This is a genomic window from Mesorhizobium sp. M8A.F.Ca.ET.181.01.1.1 (genome assembly GCF_004792025.1).
In the GTDB taxonomy this organism is placed as follows: Bacteria; Pseudomonadota; Alphaproteobacteria; order Rhizobiales; family Rhizobiaceae; genus Mesorhizobium.
The window spans coordinates 57,536-73,010 of record NZ_SRTV01000008.1 but is presented as its reverse complement, the minus strand read 5'-3'; the positions used below and the strand labels follow the sequence as shown (position 1 = coordinate 73,010).

At 66.0% G+C, this 15,475-nt stretch carries 16 protein-coding genes and 1 pseudogene; 5 read left to right on the top strand and 12 right to left on the bottom strand.

Translation table 11 applies throughout. The features are described 5' to 3' along the window. Positions 1-27: 27 nt before the first annotated feature. The 4 genes from EN824_RS25490 to EN824_RS25475 are packed head-to-tail and all read left to right on the top strand — an operon-like array spanning position 28 to position 4,870. Positions 28-984, top strand: coding sequence for an ABC transporter permease (locus EN824_RS25490; RefSeq protein ID WP_127275910.1), 957 nt, complete (start codon positions 28-30; stop codon positions 982-984). Beyond that, positions 977-1,876: an oligopeptide ABC transporter permease gene (opp4C, locus tag EN824_RS25485; RefSeq protein WP_135880957.1), complete on the top strand. Its 900-nt coding sequence runs from the start codon at positions 977-979 to the stop codon at positions 1,874-1,876. The genes EN824_RS25490 and opp4C overlap by 8 nt, the downstream gene beginning before the upstream one ends. Further along, positions 1,873-3,948: an ABC transporter ATP-binding protein gene (locus EN824_RS25480; protein ID WP_127870910.1), complete on the top strand. Its 2,076-nt coding sequence runs from the start codon at positions 1,873-1,875 to the stop codon at positions 3,946-3,948. Before opp4C ends, EN824_RS25480 begins: the two co-directional genes overlap by 4 nt. Before the next feature lie 25 nt (positions 3,949-3,973). After that, positions 3,974-4,870 carry a dihydrodipicolinate synthase family protein gene (locus tag EN824_RS25475; RefSeq protein WP_189522222.1) on the top strand — a complete coding sequence of 299 codons (897 nt, stop codon included), beginning with the start codon at positions 3,974-3,976 and terminating at the stop codon, positions 4,868-4,870. A gap of 90 nt (positions 4,871-4,960) precedes the next feature. Here the strand turns inward: EN824_RS25475 and EN824_RS25470 are convergent, their stop codons facing one another. From EN824_RS25470 to EN824_RS25455, 4 genes are read right to left on the bottom strand one after another with little or no spacing between them, the layout of a single operon-like run. Further along, a complete protein-coding gene (locus EN824_RS25470) occupies positions 4,961-5,746 on the bottom strand; it encodes an N-formylglutamate amidohydrolase (RefSeq protein ID WP_135932834.1) in 786 nt (261 codons plus the stop codon). Further along, positions 5,746-7,068: a glutamine synthetase gene (locus EN824_RS25465; protein WP_127275914.1), complete on the bottom strand. Its 1,323-nt coding sequence runs from the start codon at positions 7,066-7,068 to the stop codon at positions 5,746-5,748. The genes EN824_RS25470 and EN824_RS25465 overlap by 1 nt, the downstream gene beginning before the upstream one ends. Then, entirely contained in the window at positions 7,065-7,727 is a 663-nt protein-coding gene (locus EN824_RS25460) for an isochorismatase family cysteine hydrolase (protein ID WP_135932833.1), read from the bottom strand. Before EN824_RS25460 ends, EN824_RS25465 begins: the two co-directional genes overlap by 4 nt. After that, positions 7,724-8,668 carry a MurR/RpiR family transcriptional regulator gene (locus EN824_RS25455; protein ID WP_135932832.1) on the bottom strand — a complete coding sequence of 315 codons (945 nt, stop codon included), beginning with the start codon at positions 8,666-8,668 and terminating at the stop codon, positions 7,724-7,726. The genes EN824_RS25460 and EN824_RS25455 overlap by 4 nt, the downstream gene beginning before the upstream one ends. A gap of 73 nt (positions 8,669-8,741) precedes the next feature. Here EN824_RS25455 and EN824_RS36170 point away from each other — a divergent pair. Further along, positions 8,742-9,048 (top strand): annotated as a pseudogene (locus EN824_RS36170) (hypothetical protein); the annotation flags it as partial. Between the two features lie 55 nt (positions 9,049-9,103). Here the strand turns inward: EN824_RS36170 and EN824_RS25445 are convergent. The 8 genes from EN824_RS25445 to EN824_RS25410 all read right to left on the bottom strand — a co-directional run bounded on the left by EN824_RS25445 (position 9,104) and on the right by EN824_RS25410 (position 15,456). Beyond that, complete coding sequence (locus EN824_RS25445; protein ID WP_127275917.1) at positions 9,104-9,592, bottom strand: helix-turn-helix transcriptional regulator; 489 nt, start codon at positions 9,590-9,592, stop codon at positions 9,104-9,106. 178 nt (positions 9,593-9,770) lie between these two features. Next, positions 9,771-10,586 (bottom strand): serine protease, encoded by an 816-nt coding sequence (locus EN824_RS25440; RefSeq protein WP_127870912.1) that lies wholly within the window; start codon positions 10,584-10,586, stop codon positions 9,771-9,773. Then, on the bottom strand, positions 10,583-10,933 hold the full coding sequence (locus EN824_RS25435) for a hypothetical protein (RefSeq protein ID WP_135932831.1): 351 nt from the start codon (positions 10,931-10,933) through the stop codon (positions 10,583-10,585). Before EN824_RS25435 ends, EN824_RS25440 begins: the two co-directional genes overlap by 4 nt. Positions 10,934-10,949: 16 nt before the next feature. Next, positions 10,950-11,654 carry a hypothetical protein gene (locus tag EN824_RS25430; protein WP_135932830.1) on the bottom strand — a complete coding sequence of 235 codons (705 nt, stop codon included), beginning with the start codon at positions 11,652-11,654 and terminating at the stop codon, positions 10,950-10,952. A 47-nt stretch (positions 11,655-11,701) separates the two neighbouring features. Next, positions 11,702-12,736, bottom strand: coding sequence for a DUF4438 domain-containing protein (locus tag EN824_RS25425; protein WP_135932829.1), 1,035 nt, complete (start codon positions 12,734-12,736; stop codon positions 11,702-11,704). After that, positions 12,733-13,566 carry a hypothetical protein gene (locus tag EN824_RS25420; RefSeq protein ID WP_127280028.1) on the bottom strand — a complete coding sequence of 278 codons (834 nt, stop codon included), beginning with the start codon at positions 13,564-13,566 and terminating at the stop codon, positions 12,733-12,735. Before EN824_RS25420 ends, EN824_RS25425 begins: the two co-directional genes overlap by 4 nt. Before the next feature lie 73 nt (positions 13,567-13,639). Then, positions 13,640-14,743: a hypothetical protein gene (locus EN824_RS25415; RefSeq protein ID WP_127870915.1), complete on the bottom strand. Its 1,104-nt coding sequence runs from the start codon at positions 14,741-14,743 to the stop codon at positions 13,640-13,642. 38 nt (positions 14,744-14,781) lie between these two features. Beyond that, positions 14,782-15,456 carry a hypothetical protein gene (locus tag EN824_RS25410; protein WP_135932828.1) on the bottom strand — a complete coding sequence of 225 codons (675 nt, stop codon included), beginning with the start codon at positions 15,454-15,456 and terminating at the stop codon, positions 14,782-14,784. Between the last annotated feature and the right edge of the window lie 19 nt (positions 15,457-15,475).

The following is a 15,475-nucleotide window of genomic DNA, read 5'->3' as shown; positions in this document are numbered from 1 at the left end:
AACCGCCTTCAGCCATAGGAGAGGCCGGTGCTCAGCTATCTCCTGCGCAAACTCTTGCTCAGCATCCCGGTGCTGTTCGGCGTCACCGTGATCGTCTTCGCCATCGCGCATGCCATGCCGGGTGACGCGGTGCTGGCGATGATCACGGCGGAGGCGCCGTCGAGCGAGGAACTGATTGCCATGCGGCGCGGCGAACTCGGCCTCGACCAGCCGGTCTACATCCAGTACCTCCACTGGATCGGCCAGATCCTGCACGGCAATCTCGGCCGTTCCTTCGTCAATGGCCGCAGTGTCGGCGACATCATTGTCGAGCGGTTGCCGATGACGCTGGAACTGATGGGCGTCGCACTGCTCGTCGCTTTCGTCATCGGCACCACGCTGGGCGTGATCTCGGCGCTCAGGCAATACAAGCTCACCGACTATTCGCTGACGCTTGCCGGCTTTGTCGGCGTCTCGATCCCGGACTTCTTCATGGGACTGCTGCTCGTCTACGTCTTTGCCCTGGAGCTGCGCTGGCTGCCGTCGTCGGGCATTTCCACGGCTGGTGAAAACTTCTCGCTCCTCGACAATCTCAGGCACCTCGTCCTGCCCGCGGCCGCACTTGCGTTGTTCCGTGCCGCGATCTTCATGCGCTATGCCCGCGCCGGCATGCTCGAAGTGCTGAACCAGAGCTATATGCGCACCGCCAAGGCCAAGGGCCTCAAGCCCCGCACCATCACGTTGCGCCACGGCCTGCGCAACGCGCTGATCCCGCTGGTTACCGTCTTCGGCCTGGCGCTGCCGACGCTGTTCGGCGGCTCGGTGGTGATCGAGACCATTTTCCAGTGGCCAGGCATCGGCCTGATGTTCATCGATTCCGTGGTGAACAGGGATAGTCCCGTGATCATGGGCTACGTGCTGATCACCGCCATCATCGTCATGCTGGCCAATCTCGGCACCGACCTCGCCTACAGCGTGCTCGACCCCAGGGTGAGCTATGACTGACGCCGCCCTCGACATGACGATCGCCGCCGGCGCATCGCGCGGCCTGTGGGGCGAGGCGGCGCGCCGCTTCCTCAACCACCGCCTGGCAACGCTCGGCCTGATCATGCTCGCCATTATCGTGCTCGCCTGCGTGCTGGCGCCGCTGATCGCCCATTACGGCCCCAACGAAATCGATCTCAGAGGTCGCAACCAGCCGCCTGGCGGCATGCACTGGCTGGGCACGGACGGCACCGGCCGCGACATCTTCGCCCGCATCCTCTATGGCGGCCGCATATCGCTGACGGTCGGCTTCGTCGCCGTGGCGATCTCGGCGGCGATCGGCATCTTCATCGGCTGCGTCGCCGGCTATTTCGGCGGCAAGGTGGACCTCCTGCTGATGGGCCTGATCGACATGGTGCTGACCTTCCCGCGCCTGGTCATCATCATTGCCTTCGTCGCGGTCGTCGGGCCCAGCATCTTCAACACCATGGTGGTGATCGGACTGCTCAGCTGGCCTTCCATCGCCCGCCTGACGCGTGGTGAGATCCTGGCCTTGCGCAACCAGGAATTCATCCTGGCCGCGCGCTCGCTCGGCACCTCGCCCCCGGTCATCATCCTCGAACACATCCTGCCCAATGTGCTCAGCCCAATCCTGGTGGCGATCACGCTCGACGTGGCGACCGTCATACTGCTCGAAGCTTCGCTCTCCTTCCTCGGCCTTGGCGCGCAGGCGCCGGCCGCCAGTTGGGGCAACATGCTGCGCGACGCCCGCACGCTGTCGATCCTGGAGAGCCAGCCCTGGATGTGGATCCCGCCCGGCGCGATGATCGCCATGGCCGTACTCAGCATCAACTTCGTCGGCGACGGCCTGCGCGATGCGCTCGACCCGCAGCACATCATGGGTGGCAAATGATCGGCGCCGACACGCTTGCCGTCGGCAGGGCCGCGAAGGGGATCGGGCAGCAGGCGGTGCTTTCGGTGCAGGGGCTGAGCGTCGAATTTGGCCCGAGCGGCAATTCCGTCTATGCCGTCAACGACGTTTCCTTCGACCTTGCCGAGGGCGAGTCGCTGGCGATCGTCGGCGAGAGCGGCTCCGGTAAATCGGTCACCGTGCAGACGCTGATGGGCCTGATCCGCAAGCCGCCCGGCCGCGTCACCGCGGGCCGGGCGCTGTTTCGTGGCCGCGATCTCCTGGCCATGCCCGACAGAGAGCTGCGCCAGATACGCGGCCGCGACATCGCCATGATCTTCCAGGATCCGATGTCGTCGCTGAATCCGGTGCTGACCATCGGCCTGCAACTGACCGAGGCGCTGCGCGAGCACCAGGGCCTGAACGACGCCGAGGCCGAACGCCAGGCTCTCGACATGCTGGCGCTGGTCGGCATCGCCAACGCGCCGCAGCGCATGCGCGCCTTTCCGCACCAGTTCTCGGGCGGCCAGTTGCAGCGCATCGGCATCGCCATGGCGCTGGTGTGCAAACCGTCGATCCTGATCGCCGACGAGCCGACGACCGCGCTCGACGTCACCATCCAGGCGCAGATCGTCGAGTTGGTCGTGCGCCTGCAGAAGCAGCTCGGCATGGCAATCATCTGGATCAGCCACGACCTCAGCCTCGTCGCCGGCTTCGTCGATCGCGTCGCGGTGATGTATGCCGGCTCGATCGTCGAAAGCGCGCCGGTCGGCGATTTGTTTTCGGCAACCAAGCATCCCTATACGATCGGCCTGTTGAACTCGATCCCGTCGCTGACGGCGGCCAACACCAGGCTGGTGCCGATCAAGGGCGCGCCGCCCAATGTCACGCTGGCGCCGACCTTCTGCGCCTTCGCGCCGCGCTGCGACCATGCCGAGGCGCGCTGCCGCCAGGCAAGGCCGCCGCTGGAAGCTGCCGGTGCCGATCAGACCGTCGCCTGCTGGCGCTGGCGGGAGGTGGAACGGGGGCCGCGCACGGGCGCCGGCGCCGCTGACAAGCCGGCCGTGACGGCACCGAAGCAGGAAGCGCTGCTCACCGTCACCGATCTCAAGGTGCATTTTCCGATCCGGCGCGGCGTGCTCAGGCGGCAGGTCGGCGCGGTGCATGCCGTCGACGGCGTCAGCTTCGAGGTGATGCGCGGCGAGACGCTGGCGCTGGTCGGCGAAAGCGGCTGCGGCAAATCGACGACCGGCCGCGCCGTGCTGGGCCTTGAGCGCCCCAGCGCCGGCAGCATTGTCTTCGAGGGCAGGAATTATGCGGGCGCGACAGGCGAGGAGCTGAAGCAGCGCCGCCGCGACATGCAGATGGTTTTCCAGAACCCGTTCGGTTCGCTCAACCCGCGCATGACCGTCGGCCGCATTATCGGCGAAGGGTTGCGTGCGCAGAAGATCGGCACCCGCGCCTCGCGCGATGCCCGTGTCAGCGAATTGCTGGCGCTGGTGGGTCTCCGGGAAGCGCTGCGCAACCGCTATCCGTTCGAACTCTCCGGCGGCCAGCGCCAGCGCGTCGGCATTGCCCGCGCGCTTGCCGCCAATCCGAAATTCATCATCGCCGACGAGCCGATCTCGGCGCTCGACGTTTCGATCCAGGCGCAGATCGTCAATTTGCTCGACGACCTCAAGCCGCGCCTCGGCCTGACCTATCTGTTCGTCGGGCACGATCTGTCGATGATCCGCTATCTCAGCGACCGCGTCGCGGTGATGTATCTCGGCCGCATCGTCGAGATCGGCACCACGAAAGCGGTGTTCGGCGCACCACTGCATCCCTATACGCGCGCGCTGTTGTCGGCGATCCCGGAGCCCGATCCCAAGGCGGGGGGCACACGCCGCCGCATCGTGCTCGGCGGTGGCGTGCCCGATCCGTCGAAGCCGCCGCCCGGCTGCCATTTCCATCCGCGCTGCCCCCTGGCGACCGAGATCTGCACCAAGGTCGATCCGGCACGGCGCGATTTCGGCTCCGCCGGCACCGGCCAGCATCTCGTCGCCTGCCACCACGCTGGCGAAGCCACATCATGACAAATCTGGAAAACCGAGGATCCCAATGACCAAGCAATTGGCGGGTATGTATGCCGCCCTGATGACCGGACTGAGCGATGCCGGCGAGTTCGATCCGCAACGGCAGCGCAACATCAACGACTATGTGCTGCGCCAGGGTCTGGCAGGCCTCTATGTCGGTGGCAGCAGCGGCGAATCCGGCCTGCTGACGGTGGACGAATTGTTGGCGCAGCAAGAGGTGGTCTTCGCCGGCGCGGTCTCAAGTGGCGTCAAGCTGATCGCCCATGTCGGCATGCCGAACCTGCGTGATTCCATCCGTCTGGCGCGGCAGGCGCGCAAGCTCGGCTATCACGCGCTGTCGGCGTTGCCGCCGCATTCCTACCCGTTCTCCGACGAAGAAGTCTTCGGCTACTACCAGGCGCTGGCGGCGGCGACCGACCTGCCGCTTATCGTCTACGAAATCCCCTTGCGCACCGGCCGGCCTCTGCCGCTTCCCCTGCTGGTCCGGCTGCTCGATCTCAGCAAAGTCGTCGGCATCAAGTTCACCTCCACCGACCTGTTCAAATATTCCCTGCTGCGCAAGCGGCAGCCGCAGAAGCTGTTCTACTACGGCTTCGATGAGATCTATGCCGCCGCCGGCATGCTCGGCACCGAGGGTGGTATCGGAACTACCTACAATCTGCTCGGCAGGCTCTACGTGGCGATTGATCAGGCCGTTCGCGGCGGCGATCTGCGCCAGGCGAAGGCGCTGCAGATGGTGTCGCAGGATTTCGTCGAGGCACTGCTGGAAACCGGTGTGCTGCCGGGCATGAAGGCGGCGTTCCGCGTCATCGGCGTCGAATGCGGTCCGACCCGTGCCCCGATGACACTGGCTGTCGCCGACGCCGAGGACCGCATGCGTGCCGTTCTCGCTCGCCCGGCGATCAAGGAGTGGCTGGCGTGAGCCGCGGCTCCCGTTACTGATAAAGCGGTGCCACGCTGAGTGCCGATCTGCGCGATGGTCGCGCGTCATGTCCGCGCAGGTCGAGATTCTTTACGAAGTTGTCTCCGTCTCGCGGGCGGGCAGCGCCGCCGCCAGCCGGTCCGCCCATTCCTCGATGCCGGACCGTGTCGACAGCAGGTCCTGCCTTATCTCGATGAGGACAGCAGGGATGCCGCGATCATCGCCATGGATGGGCACGGCGTAGTCGGCGTCGCGGCTGATCACATAGGGCACGTTGGCCGCGACGTTGAGCGACGCGTCGGCGCGCAGGCCCGAAAGGATCGCTGCGGCGAGATCGGCTGCACGCGCATACAGCACGCCCGCATGCCATGGCCTGGCAACACCAAGGAACACCGGCGTGAACGAGTGGATGGTCACGATCCGCGTCGGCCGGCCTTCGGCAATTCTTCGGTCGAGATGCGCGGTCACCCGCTCATGGAACGGCGAAAACATGATCTTGGCGCGTCGGTCCCGTTCCGCCGCGTCGATACCGGCATTGCCGGGAATGTCGGTGTCCTCCGACAGCAGGGGGATGCTGCCCGGGCTGTCCAGCGGCCGGTTGAGGTCGATCAGCAGCCGGGAATAGCCGCTGAGGAAGGCCGGCGCATCGAGCCGCGCCGACAACAGGCGCGTCACCTCCGCGGCGCCGATGTCCCAGGCGATGTGGCGCCGCAGGTGGCTGGCATCGAGCCCCAGCTGCCGATATTCGGCCGGCATGTGGTTCGACGCATGCTCGCACAGCAGCACGATGTCGCAGCGGCCGTGCTCGTTGAGAACCTCGACGGCGTCGGGCCAGTCTCCTTGAGCGGGCGTGTTCCTTTCACTCCGTGCGGTCATCAATAGAGCGTCCGGTAGAGATCGCAGATGGCGGCCGGATCGAGGCCGGCCAGGCGCTCGGCTTCATGCTGCTTCAGCCCGACGAAGGTCTCGATGAAGATCGGGGCGAACCATCCCGTGACGGTCTTGTCGGCCAGAAGCGCGTCCAGCGCCGCCGGCAAGGTTTCGGGCAGCCGCACCAGGCCAAGCTTTGCCCGTTCCGCCTCGCTCATCAGCGTCGGGTCGCCGGTGACCAGCGGCGGCGAGGGAAGATCCGCCTTCAGCCCTTCCAGCCCGGCGCGGATGATCGCGGCCAGCGACAAATAAGGATTGCCGGTGGCGTCGGCCGCCCGGTACTCGACATTGTACTGCCGTGCCGGATCGCGTCCGCCGATCGTCACCGTCGGGCAAATGCGCAGCGACGCCTCGCGGTCACGGTCGGCGAGCCAGGTGTAGGACGAACTCCAGCTGTGCGGCTTGAGGCGATAGAAGGATGATACGCTCGACGCCGTCATGGCGGTCATCCCAGGCAGATGGCGCAGCACGCCGGCACAGAAGGCGCCGGCCTTGGCGGAGAGGCCGCCGGGCCGCGCCGCATCGTAAGTCGCCGGCTTGCCGTCTTCGTCGACGAAGCTGAAATGAATGTGCACGCCGTTGCCGACGGCATTGGGGGCGATCTTGGGCGCGAAGCTCGCGCGCCAGCCGGCATTGCGCGCCACTTCGCGCGTGATTTCGCGGATGGCGACGGCGCGATCGGCTGCCGTCAGCGCATCGGCCGGCTCGTGCGTCACTTCGAATTGTTCATTGCCGAATTCGGCGATGACGACTTCGGGGCCGACGCCTGCCTCCTCCAGCGCCGCCATCAGATTGGGGGCGAACGGGTCGGTGCGGCGCAGCGCCGCAAAGGACATCGAATGCGCCGGCGCGAAGCTGCCATCGGCAATGTGGAATTCGTGCTCGAAGGCGGCGATGACGGAAAGGCCGGTCGCAGCCTTCAATTCCGCCAGCGCGTCCCGGAGCATGGTCCGCGTGCAGCCGAGCCACGGGCTGCCGTCGAGCTCGACGATGTCGCCGGCCACCATGTCGAACGGGGTCGCCGATCCCGTCCGTTCGGTGCGGAAGCGTGCCTTGAGATCGGGGATCAGCCGAAGGTCCCCCGACGAGCCCCAGGGGTTGGGATCGACGATCGAATTGAACGGCGTCATCGACAGATTGGCCTGCAGCCAGCCGACACCGGTCGCGGCGGTTTTTTGCAACTTGCCTTCAGTAACGAAGCGGCCCCGCGTAATGGCGGAGAGGTCTGTCGTGACGACGGCAACGAGGGGCTCGACGGTCGATGTCATGCCGTTTTTCCCAGGGCGTTGAAGCGGTCGACGACGGTGTCGGTGTCCGTGACCCAGCAATAGCCGCCGAAGGCCTTCAGCGCGATGTCGTGACGTTGCTGGGTGATGGTGGCGCAGGCATCCGACACGCAGGTGACGAGATAGCCACGGTCGGCTCCGTCGCGCACCGTCATGTCGACGCACTGGTCGGTCAGCACGCCGACCACGACGAGGTAGCGGATGCCAAGGTTTTTCAGGAGGTAGTCGACATTGGTCGAGTTGAAGATGCCGGACGAGGTCTTCGGGAGCATGATCTCGTCGCCGACCGGCGCCAGCGATGCAACCGGCAGGCCTTCGGGCAGGCCGGGCGCGACATGGATCGGCGTCAGCTTGTGGTCGAGCGAACGGTCGCGGCCATCTTCGGTCAGGCTCTGTATGATGGTGTGCAGCACCTCGACGCCATTGGCCCGCGCCGCCGCCAGCAGGCGCTCCTGGTTGGGGATCGTCTGCAAGGCTGTCTGCCGGTAGAAATAATGGTCTGGGCCGCGCTCCGGATGCGAGGGGTCTGCGCCCGGCTCCAGCCAGATGCGCTGCATGTCGACGAGCAGCAGCGCCGTCTCGCCGGCACGGAAGGCTTCGTCTCGCTTGGGTAGGGCCAGCTTGGATAAGGTTTGGGTCATGCCTTGTCGTCCTGCTTTGCTGCTTTGGGTCCAGGTGTCTTGCGTGGTCCAGCTGTTTTTCGGGGGCCAACCGTCTGGCCTTCCGCATCGCTGTCGAGCGTCACCGCATTGGCGCGCCGCACTTTCTCGATTCTCTCGATACGAGCCCGGGCGTCATCGCCCAGCGTTGAAACGATCTGGGCGGTCAACGCCTCCATCTGCGCGATCGCCGGCGCCAGCGTGTCATAGGGTGAGGCGACTTCGAGTGGGCTGACGATCGTGACTTCGGCGAGGTCTGATATCGGCGACAGCCATTGGTCGGTGAACAGAAGAATGCGCACATCGAGCGCGGCCGCCTGGCTTGCATAGGCCATCACGTCGAGCTGATAGCGGCGATAGTCGAAGACGACGAGCACGTCGCGGCGGCCGAGATCGGCCAGCGTGTCGAATGTCTGGGGGGAGAGCACGCCGAGATCGCGGACTCCGCTGCGGAACTGCGCGAGATATCCGGCCAGCATGCCGGCGATGTGGCGGCTGAACCGGCCGCCGACCAGAACGATCTCGCCCTTGGCCTCCATCAAAAGGCGGGCGGCCCGTTCGTAGGTCTGGACCGGTGTCGCGGCGGTGGCTTTCTGCAGGGCCGCGGTGACGGAATCGAGATAGGCGAGCACCGCGCTGTCGCTGGAACCGCTTTGCCGCTTGGTCTCCATCATCAACAGAGGCGAATGCAGCCTGGCCTCGACCTCGGCGAGCAGCTTTGCCTGGAAATCCGGAAACCCCTCATAGCCGAGCTTGACCACCAGCCGGACCACGGTGGGATCGCTGACGCCGGCGCGCCGCGCGAGCGACGAGGCGGTGCCAAGGCCGGAGGTCGGATAGTCCGTCAACAGCAGCCGGACGATCTTTTCCTCCGACGGCGTCAGCGCTAGATCCCCGCGCATCAGAACATCGCGTATCGCCACTGGCCTCCCCGAAATCCACGGTCTCTTGTTTTGTAAAAACTATTACAGATACTTTAAATAGTGTCAACAATGAAGGGATGTTGACATCGGGCGATCGCCGGCCTTCGGCATCTTCGTCGAATATCCCCAGCAGACCCCCATCGAAGGCGAGATCCAGCAGCATGTGCCCGATAACCTGTGGCAGGTCATATCAGGCGACCAAGGGCCGGCGCGATGCCGCCCAGATCACGCTGTTCGATTCCGTAGGCTTCGCCATAGAGGACTTTTCGGCGCTGGGTTATGTCAGGGATCAGCTGAAGTCGACCAGCCTCTACCAGGAACTCGACATGCTGGCCGACCCCGACGAGCCGCGCGAACTCTTCGGCATGCTGCTCAGGGCTGACCCTTCAGGCAAGGCATCGGCTGACCCATGCTGGTCGCAGGCAGCGCCTCGATCTATCGGACATCATGGCGAAAATCCGTCCATCCGGGCAGCACGCAAGATGCGATTGCCGAGCGGCGGCCGATATTCAGCTTGGCGAAGATCCGCCTGATGTGTTCGCGCACCGTGTAGCCGCTGATGCCGAGCTGGCGTGCGATTTCCTTGTCGAGCTTGCCTTCGGCGATCAGCAGCGCGATCTGCAGCTCGCGCCGCGTCAGTATATCGGCGGCCGTGAGCGGTGTGTCGGCGGTTGCCGGAACATAGACTGCGTCATAGATCAGATAGTGAGTGCCGGCGCATACGATGCGGCCCACGGGGCGCTGATCGCCATGGCCGCTCGGGCCGCCAGGCTCCTCATCTTCGAGATGCCGGATGGCGACCAGCGAATGGCCGTTCACCACAAAACTCGATGTGTCCGTATCGGTGTTCCGCTCATTCCGTGACGCGGAGAGTTCTTCGGCGAACTCCGAAAGCCTCTGCAAGTTCTCGGCATGCCCAATCATGACCGAACGCCTTAGTTGGCAGGAAACTCATTACAATCACAAGCCCTGGCGCCTTAGCAAACGGCCACGCCACCGGACCACGGCGCAACCCGTATGAATGCTGCATTGATGGCCCGAACTATAACACTTCCCGGAATATTAGCATTCCCAAAATCATTTGGGGCCATCAATTTTCAGGTCAGGGTGCGAATCCGGAGTTGATAGAGCGCAACAGGTCCGGCGTTATCCTGACACCGCGGTTGAACAGCCCGGCCGGCGCCAGCGGCACACCCGGCCGGCAGCCCCAGGCGCCGCCCGAATGCGGGCGCGGACCGGCGGTGTGAACGGCGATGATGACCGGCGGGCCGGCCTGCTGGCGCTGGATCCAGACCGGCGCGCCGCTGTGTCCCGGACAGGTGTCGACGCTGTAGAAAAGCTGCCGCTCGGTGATCCGGTCGAGACGCTCGGCATGCTCCCACTGCGTGCCCTCCGGCTTGTCGGCCGGATAGCCTGAAATGTGCAGCAGACGCGAGGCCCGGAGCCTGTCGAGATCCTGCCGGCTCGGCGACCACAGCCGGAAAAAACCCGGCGCCGGCGAGAACGGCCGCTCGAGTTCGATCAGCCCGACATCGTGCAGCGCGGATGGCCGACGGCGGTAGGGCGGATTGACGTGCCAGCGTTTCGCCCATTGCCAGCCGAAGGGGCGCGCGTCGCGGGACGCACGGCCCGGCGTGACCCGGATGCGCACGGCAAGGTTGGGCAGGCCAAGCCGCTGCCGGATCGGGCTGGTGATGCAGTGTGCGGCGGTCAGCAGGCGCGTCGGCGAGATCAGGAAAGCGGTGCAGCCGGTCAGCCTGCCGTCGCCGAAGTCGCGCTCGATATGGCAGACCGCGCTGTGCGGAAAGCGGTTGGTGTGCGCGACTCTGGCGCGGCCGTCGGTCGGCCCGACCACCGCATAATCCGCTTCGTCGGCCAGACGGTCGAGTTCGAAGGGCGCTGGCGAGAACAGCGTCATGTGTCTTGCTCGGCTTGTGGTGGCTCGGCTTGCGACGGCGCGACATCCGGCGGAGCCACATCGTAGATCCCGCCTCCGCTTGCCACCTCCCGTGGGACGTCGGTCGCGGCCATGTCCGCGTCCGCTGCCGGGCCGAGCATGTCGCGCAGGCGGTCCACTAGAAGATGGGCCTCTTCGCCCCGGCCCTCAAGGTAGGCCGTCGCGCGATCCATGAACTCCTCGTCGGAACCAAATTGTGGTTCCGCCGGGCGCGGCGGGACCGAGCGCAGCGCCTTGACCTCCTGGAGAACGATGGCATCGAGGTCGGCCCATACCGACCTTGCATGAGGTGCGACTTGCCCGTGCATGGAGATCTCCCTTGGTTCAGTTGGTGTACATCAGCCCCGCTTCATCGAATGTGGTGCTGTTGGGGTCATAGAGCAGTGGCCGCTCCCGGTCCTGCAGCCAGCCCTCATAGTTCCGGGCCCGCCTTGGATGCATCGCCTGGCGGGTCAGGCGAGCCGCCTGGACCAGGACCTGGCCCGGTTGCAGGTTGCGGATCGCGGTGTTGACCCGGGGGTCGGCGCGGCTCGGCTGCCGGTAATGTTCGACAATCCTCTGCGCGATCGAATTGGTCCCCTTGGTCATGCCGATGCTGAGCGGACGGTCGCGGTCTATGCCGGCGCGGGTGATGCGATAGACCTGCGGCCCCGGCGCCAGGAACGGCCGCAGCAATGGATCGACGGCTTGGCCCCTGCCGGCGGCGGTGCGCGCCGCATCGATGGCGGCCAGCGACACCGGCGGCGTCCAGCCGCGCCAGCCCGGCAGTTGCGAACCCCGAGCCCGTGCCGGGGTCTGGCCGCGCGCCGGCCGCGGAGCACGTCCCCGCCGCACGGTGGCTTCGTCGAAGGAGGTGTCGCCGCCGCAACCGCAGCCGCAGCCACCGCTTGGGAAATGCCGGCGCCTGACCTCCACGGCGCGAAAGCCCTGTTGCCGGCGGCATTGTGCGCAGCCGCATGGCCGGCGGTGGCCGACTGTTTGCGCTGCCTCGTCAACCAGCGCGTCGAGTTGTTCGTCGAGATATGACATGCCGGCTCCCTTCCTGCGTTGTGTTCAATGTCGCTTGCCCGCCGGAGCTAACCCGGACCGGCATCCACCTTTGCGTCTGCCGCCGTCGCCCGCCGGCGCAGCCGCGCCACGGTTCTTTCCCGCTGTTCGACCGTGGGCAGCGGAAAGGAAGGCCGCGCCGGCCGTGGCGGCCTGATATCGAGATAGCTGGCGATGTTGGCGCTCGGATCGAGCTCAAGCTGCAATAGCGAAGCCGGTGCCGAAAGCAGCGAGACGACACCCGGGCCATGACCCGCCACGGTGCTGTCCGAGTGCACGATAACACCCACCGAAACATGCCCGCCCAGCCGCGAGCGGCCATAGCGGTTGTCTGCGTCCATGATGCCGACAATGTCGCCGAAACGCAGCGAGCCGAGCTTGTAGCGACGCACCATGCCCGGATCGGACATCTGGATGTCGTAGTCGCCGCGCAGCACATTGTTGCGGCCCAGCCCCGAACCCATGACGCGGGCGGGAATGCGATGCGTGACCTTGACGTGGATCCTGCCGTTGCGCTCCACCGGCCGCCAGCGCGCGAGCAGCCGTGGCGAGCAGTTCCAGATCGCAACGTCGGGATAGTCGGTCAGGCGCAGGCCAAGTCCATAGGCCCAGACCTGGATGCGGTCGCCGATCGCCATCTGACGCATCGCCGGCAGCGGAAAGTCGATCAGCACCGTGTCGACGCCGCCATGCTTGCCGGTCACCACGCCGCGCGCGCCGGCGGCGCGCCCCGTCGTGACGATGGCGTGATTGCCGACGCAGGAATAGCTCTGCAGCGCCTGGTTGGCGGCATCAGGGCTGCCGCCGGCCGCGCGCGCCTCGTTGCGGATCGACACCGCCGGTTCGACATGATCGCCGGCGAGCCCGACGCAAGGGTCGCCGACGCGATGGTTGAGCACGATGCCGCCGGTGCCCGGCAGCGAGCGCGGCCTGCCGTCGTAGCCGATGCGCCACGGCGTTCCCTTCTCTGTCGGCGAAGCCACTTGCCCGGCGACGCTGATCATCACCAGGTCGCGCGCATTGGTGCGCAGGCCGTGGACCGGGTGGAGGCGGGCCGGTTTCATGCCGCCGCCTCCACTGGTGCCAGCTCGTACCAGAGCGCGCAGGCATTGCGCCAGGGATCGTCCGGCGTCTCGTCATGGTCGGCTGGATCCTCCAGCGCCCAGTCGGTTTCGCTCCAGCCGTCCGGCAGCGCCAGGATGACCGGCGCGACGACCTGCACGATGGCGGCGCTGCGGCCGCTCGCGGCGATCGGGGCGGCGGCGGGCCAGAAGGCCGGACCAGACCAACCCGGGATCGCGCCCGGATGACGTGTGGCCGGAAACGCGAGCCGCTCCAGATAGTCGCATAGCGGCGGCCGGGCACCGGCGCTGCCGGCGATGGTCAGGATGTAGGTGCTCTCGGGCTGCAGCGCGGCCGACAGGGCAATGACGTCGCGCGCGCATTCGTCGAGCGGTGCTGCGGTGCCGGCGAGGTCGCCAAGCCGGGCTTCAAGCGCGGCACAACAGCCTTCGAAGCGCGGCAGCAGGGCAGTGCCTTCGCGCTCGGGCAGCGCGCTCTCATATTGCGCGTCGCCGACCCAGTGCACGCGTGACGACAGCCGGCCGTTCTGCCAGGCGCGGCGCCACGGCTCGAGCTCAAGCACCAATTCCCTGAGCGTCGCGTCCCGCGCATCGGGATGCAGCCAGCCGCCGCCCATCTGGTCCGGCCGGTGGCGGTAGTACTCGTCATTGTCGAGCAAGGTGTAGAAGCCGCGCGGCAGCCACACCCGAGCCGACTGCGACAGCGTCACCGTGACGAGCAGCCCCATCGGCGACAGCGCCAGCGGCGCATCGATGACGATGTTCGGGGGCTTGGGCGAAAAGCGCCCGGGAAGAGCCAGATGGTGGTCCATCGCGGACACCCTTCAGAAACAAAGAGTTGGAGCTGTCCGGCGACTCCACCGGATGCTGAACAGCTGCAACGGTTTAGGCGGCGATGCGCGAGGCGGTGTTGCGGTTGAGCCCGTACGACCAGTGCACACGATCGCCATCGAGGCCGGGGAAGCGGCGCCCTTCGCGCGTCAGCCGGTAGGCGGCGAGCCACGCGTCGGCCTGCGAGCCCATCTTCTTGGCGTCGGCGTCGAACTCGGCCGGCGTGATCGTCGTGCGGAAATCGTTCTCGGCGATGTATTGCAGCGTCCTGCGCCCCGCATCCGCCATCTTGGCGCGCTGCGACATCTCGGCCGCGCCGCCCAAGTGCCGGTTGGCGACGGCTTCGATGACATCCCATTTGGTGTTGGCGTCGAAGGACTTCTTGATGTCGGGCGCGTCGAACAGTTCGAAGATTTGCTGCACGTACTGGCCGGTTTCACGGGTCAGCGCCAGGATGTTGCCATAGCTTGAACGGTCGAGATGGTAGCGCAGGTCGGTACCCACACGCTGCACCGTGGCGAGCGCCGCGAACGGCCGGTCATTGATGGTCGAGCTGCCGCGGATGACCTGGCCGATGGTCAGATCCTGGAAGTATTGCGACATCGCGTTCATGAAGGCGACCAGCATGAAGTGGAAGCTGCGGTTGACGATCGCCCCCGACGGCACCGGCGCGCGGCCATAGTTGAAGACGCGGCGATAGGCGATCAGCCGGTCGCGGCGCTTGTAGCGGATCGGCCGCCACTTCTCGAGGATGTAGAGCCCGCGCGCGCCGGGGCCGCGCTGGATGCGGATCTGGCCGTTCTGGAACAGCCGGCGCAGCACATCGACGACCTGGAACAGCTTCATGCGGTCCATCTGGTAGATGTAATAGAGTTCTGCCGAGGCCTGCAGCTGCGGCGGAATGATGGATTCGTCGAAGTCGTTGCGCAGCAACGGCATCTGCAGCGCGTCGAACGGCTTGAGCGGCCCGTCGCCGAAGCCCACCAGATCCGCGAAGCTCGTTGTCGTCGCACTGGACGAGCGATCGAGCAGTTCACCGTAGCGGCCCTCGAACTCGCTCTCGAAAGCGGCGCGGTCCGCCGGCGACAATCCGGGCAGCTCGTCCCTGAAGAAGCGCTGGAACAGCCTTTGGATGACCTCATTGGATTCGCTAGCCATAACAGACCTCATGTTGCTCGAATTGGCGGCTCATGGTTTCAGGCTTTGGGCGGCTCGCTGGAGCCAGTGTCCTGACTGGCATTGATGGCGCTGATCACGGCCGGCACCAGGTCGAAGAAGCGCGCCAGCTCGCTGTCGGTGATCGCCGCGGGAAGGCCTGGTGGGGCGGGCTCGACAGCGCGCACGCGCTTGACGAACTCGCTGCGCCGTTCGTCCTGCGGCTTGGTCTTCTGAAACTTGACGATGGCCTGCAGCGACGGGAATTCCGCCCGGATGAGCCATTGGCCCGCATTCGTACGGCCAACGATGTCGCCGGTCGTGTCGACCGCCGCCGCGTAGAGTGCCGTGACATTGTCCCTGTCGCGCAGGCCAAACGACCGCACCGTTTCGTCAAACCTGTCGATCGCCTTGCCGATGTCGCCAAGCTTCTTGTCGATCTCGCTACCCTTGGGCTGGTTCTGCAGCGCGGTGGCGATGGTCTCCATCGCGGCGGTCAGCCGTTCGAAGGTCTTCGACTGGTCTCCGTCGGGATATCTCCTGATCGCCTTGGCAACGTCGCCGATGGCCTTCTGGGTTCCCTGGCTGCCGGTATCGACCTGTTTGGTCAACAGGTCGATCGATTGCGGCGTCTGGGCCTCCACTTCGAAGCGGGCCTTGACCCCGGCGTGGAACTTGTTGGCCGGATGATAGGGAAACGGAATTTTCGCAGCCATTGTCCTGCTCCTCTCATGC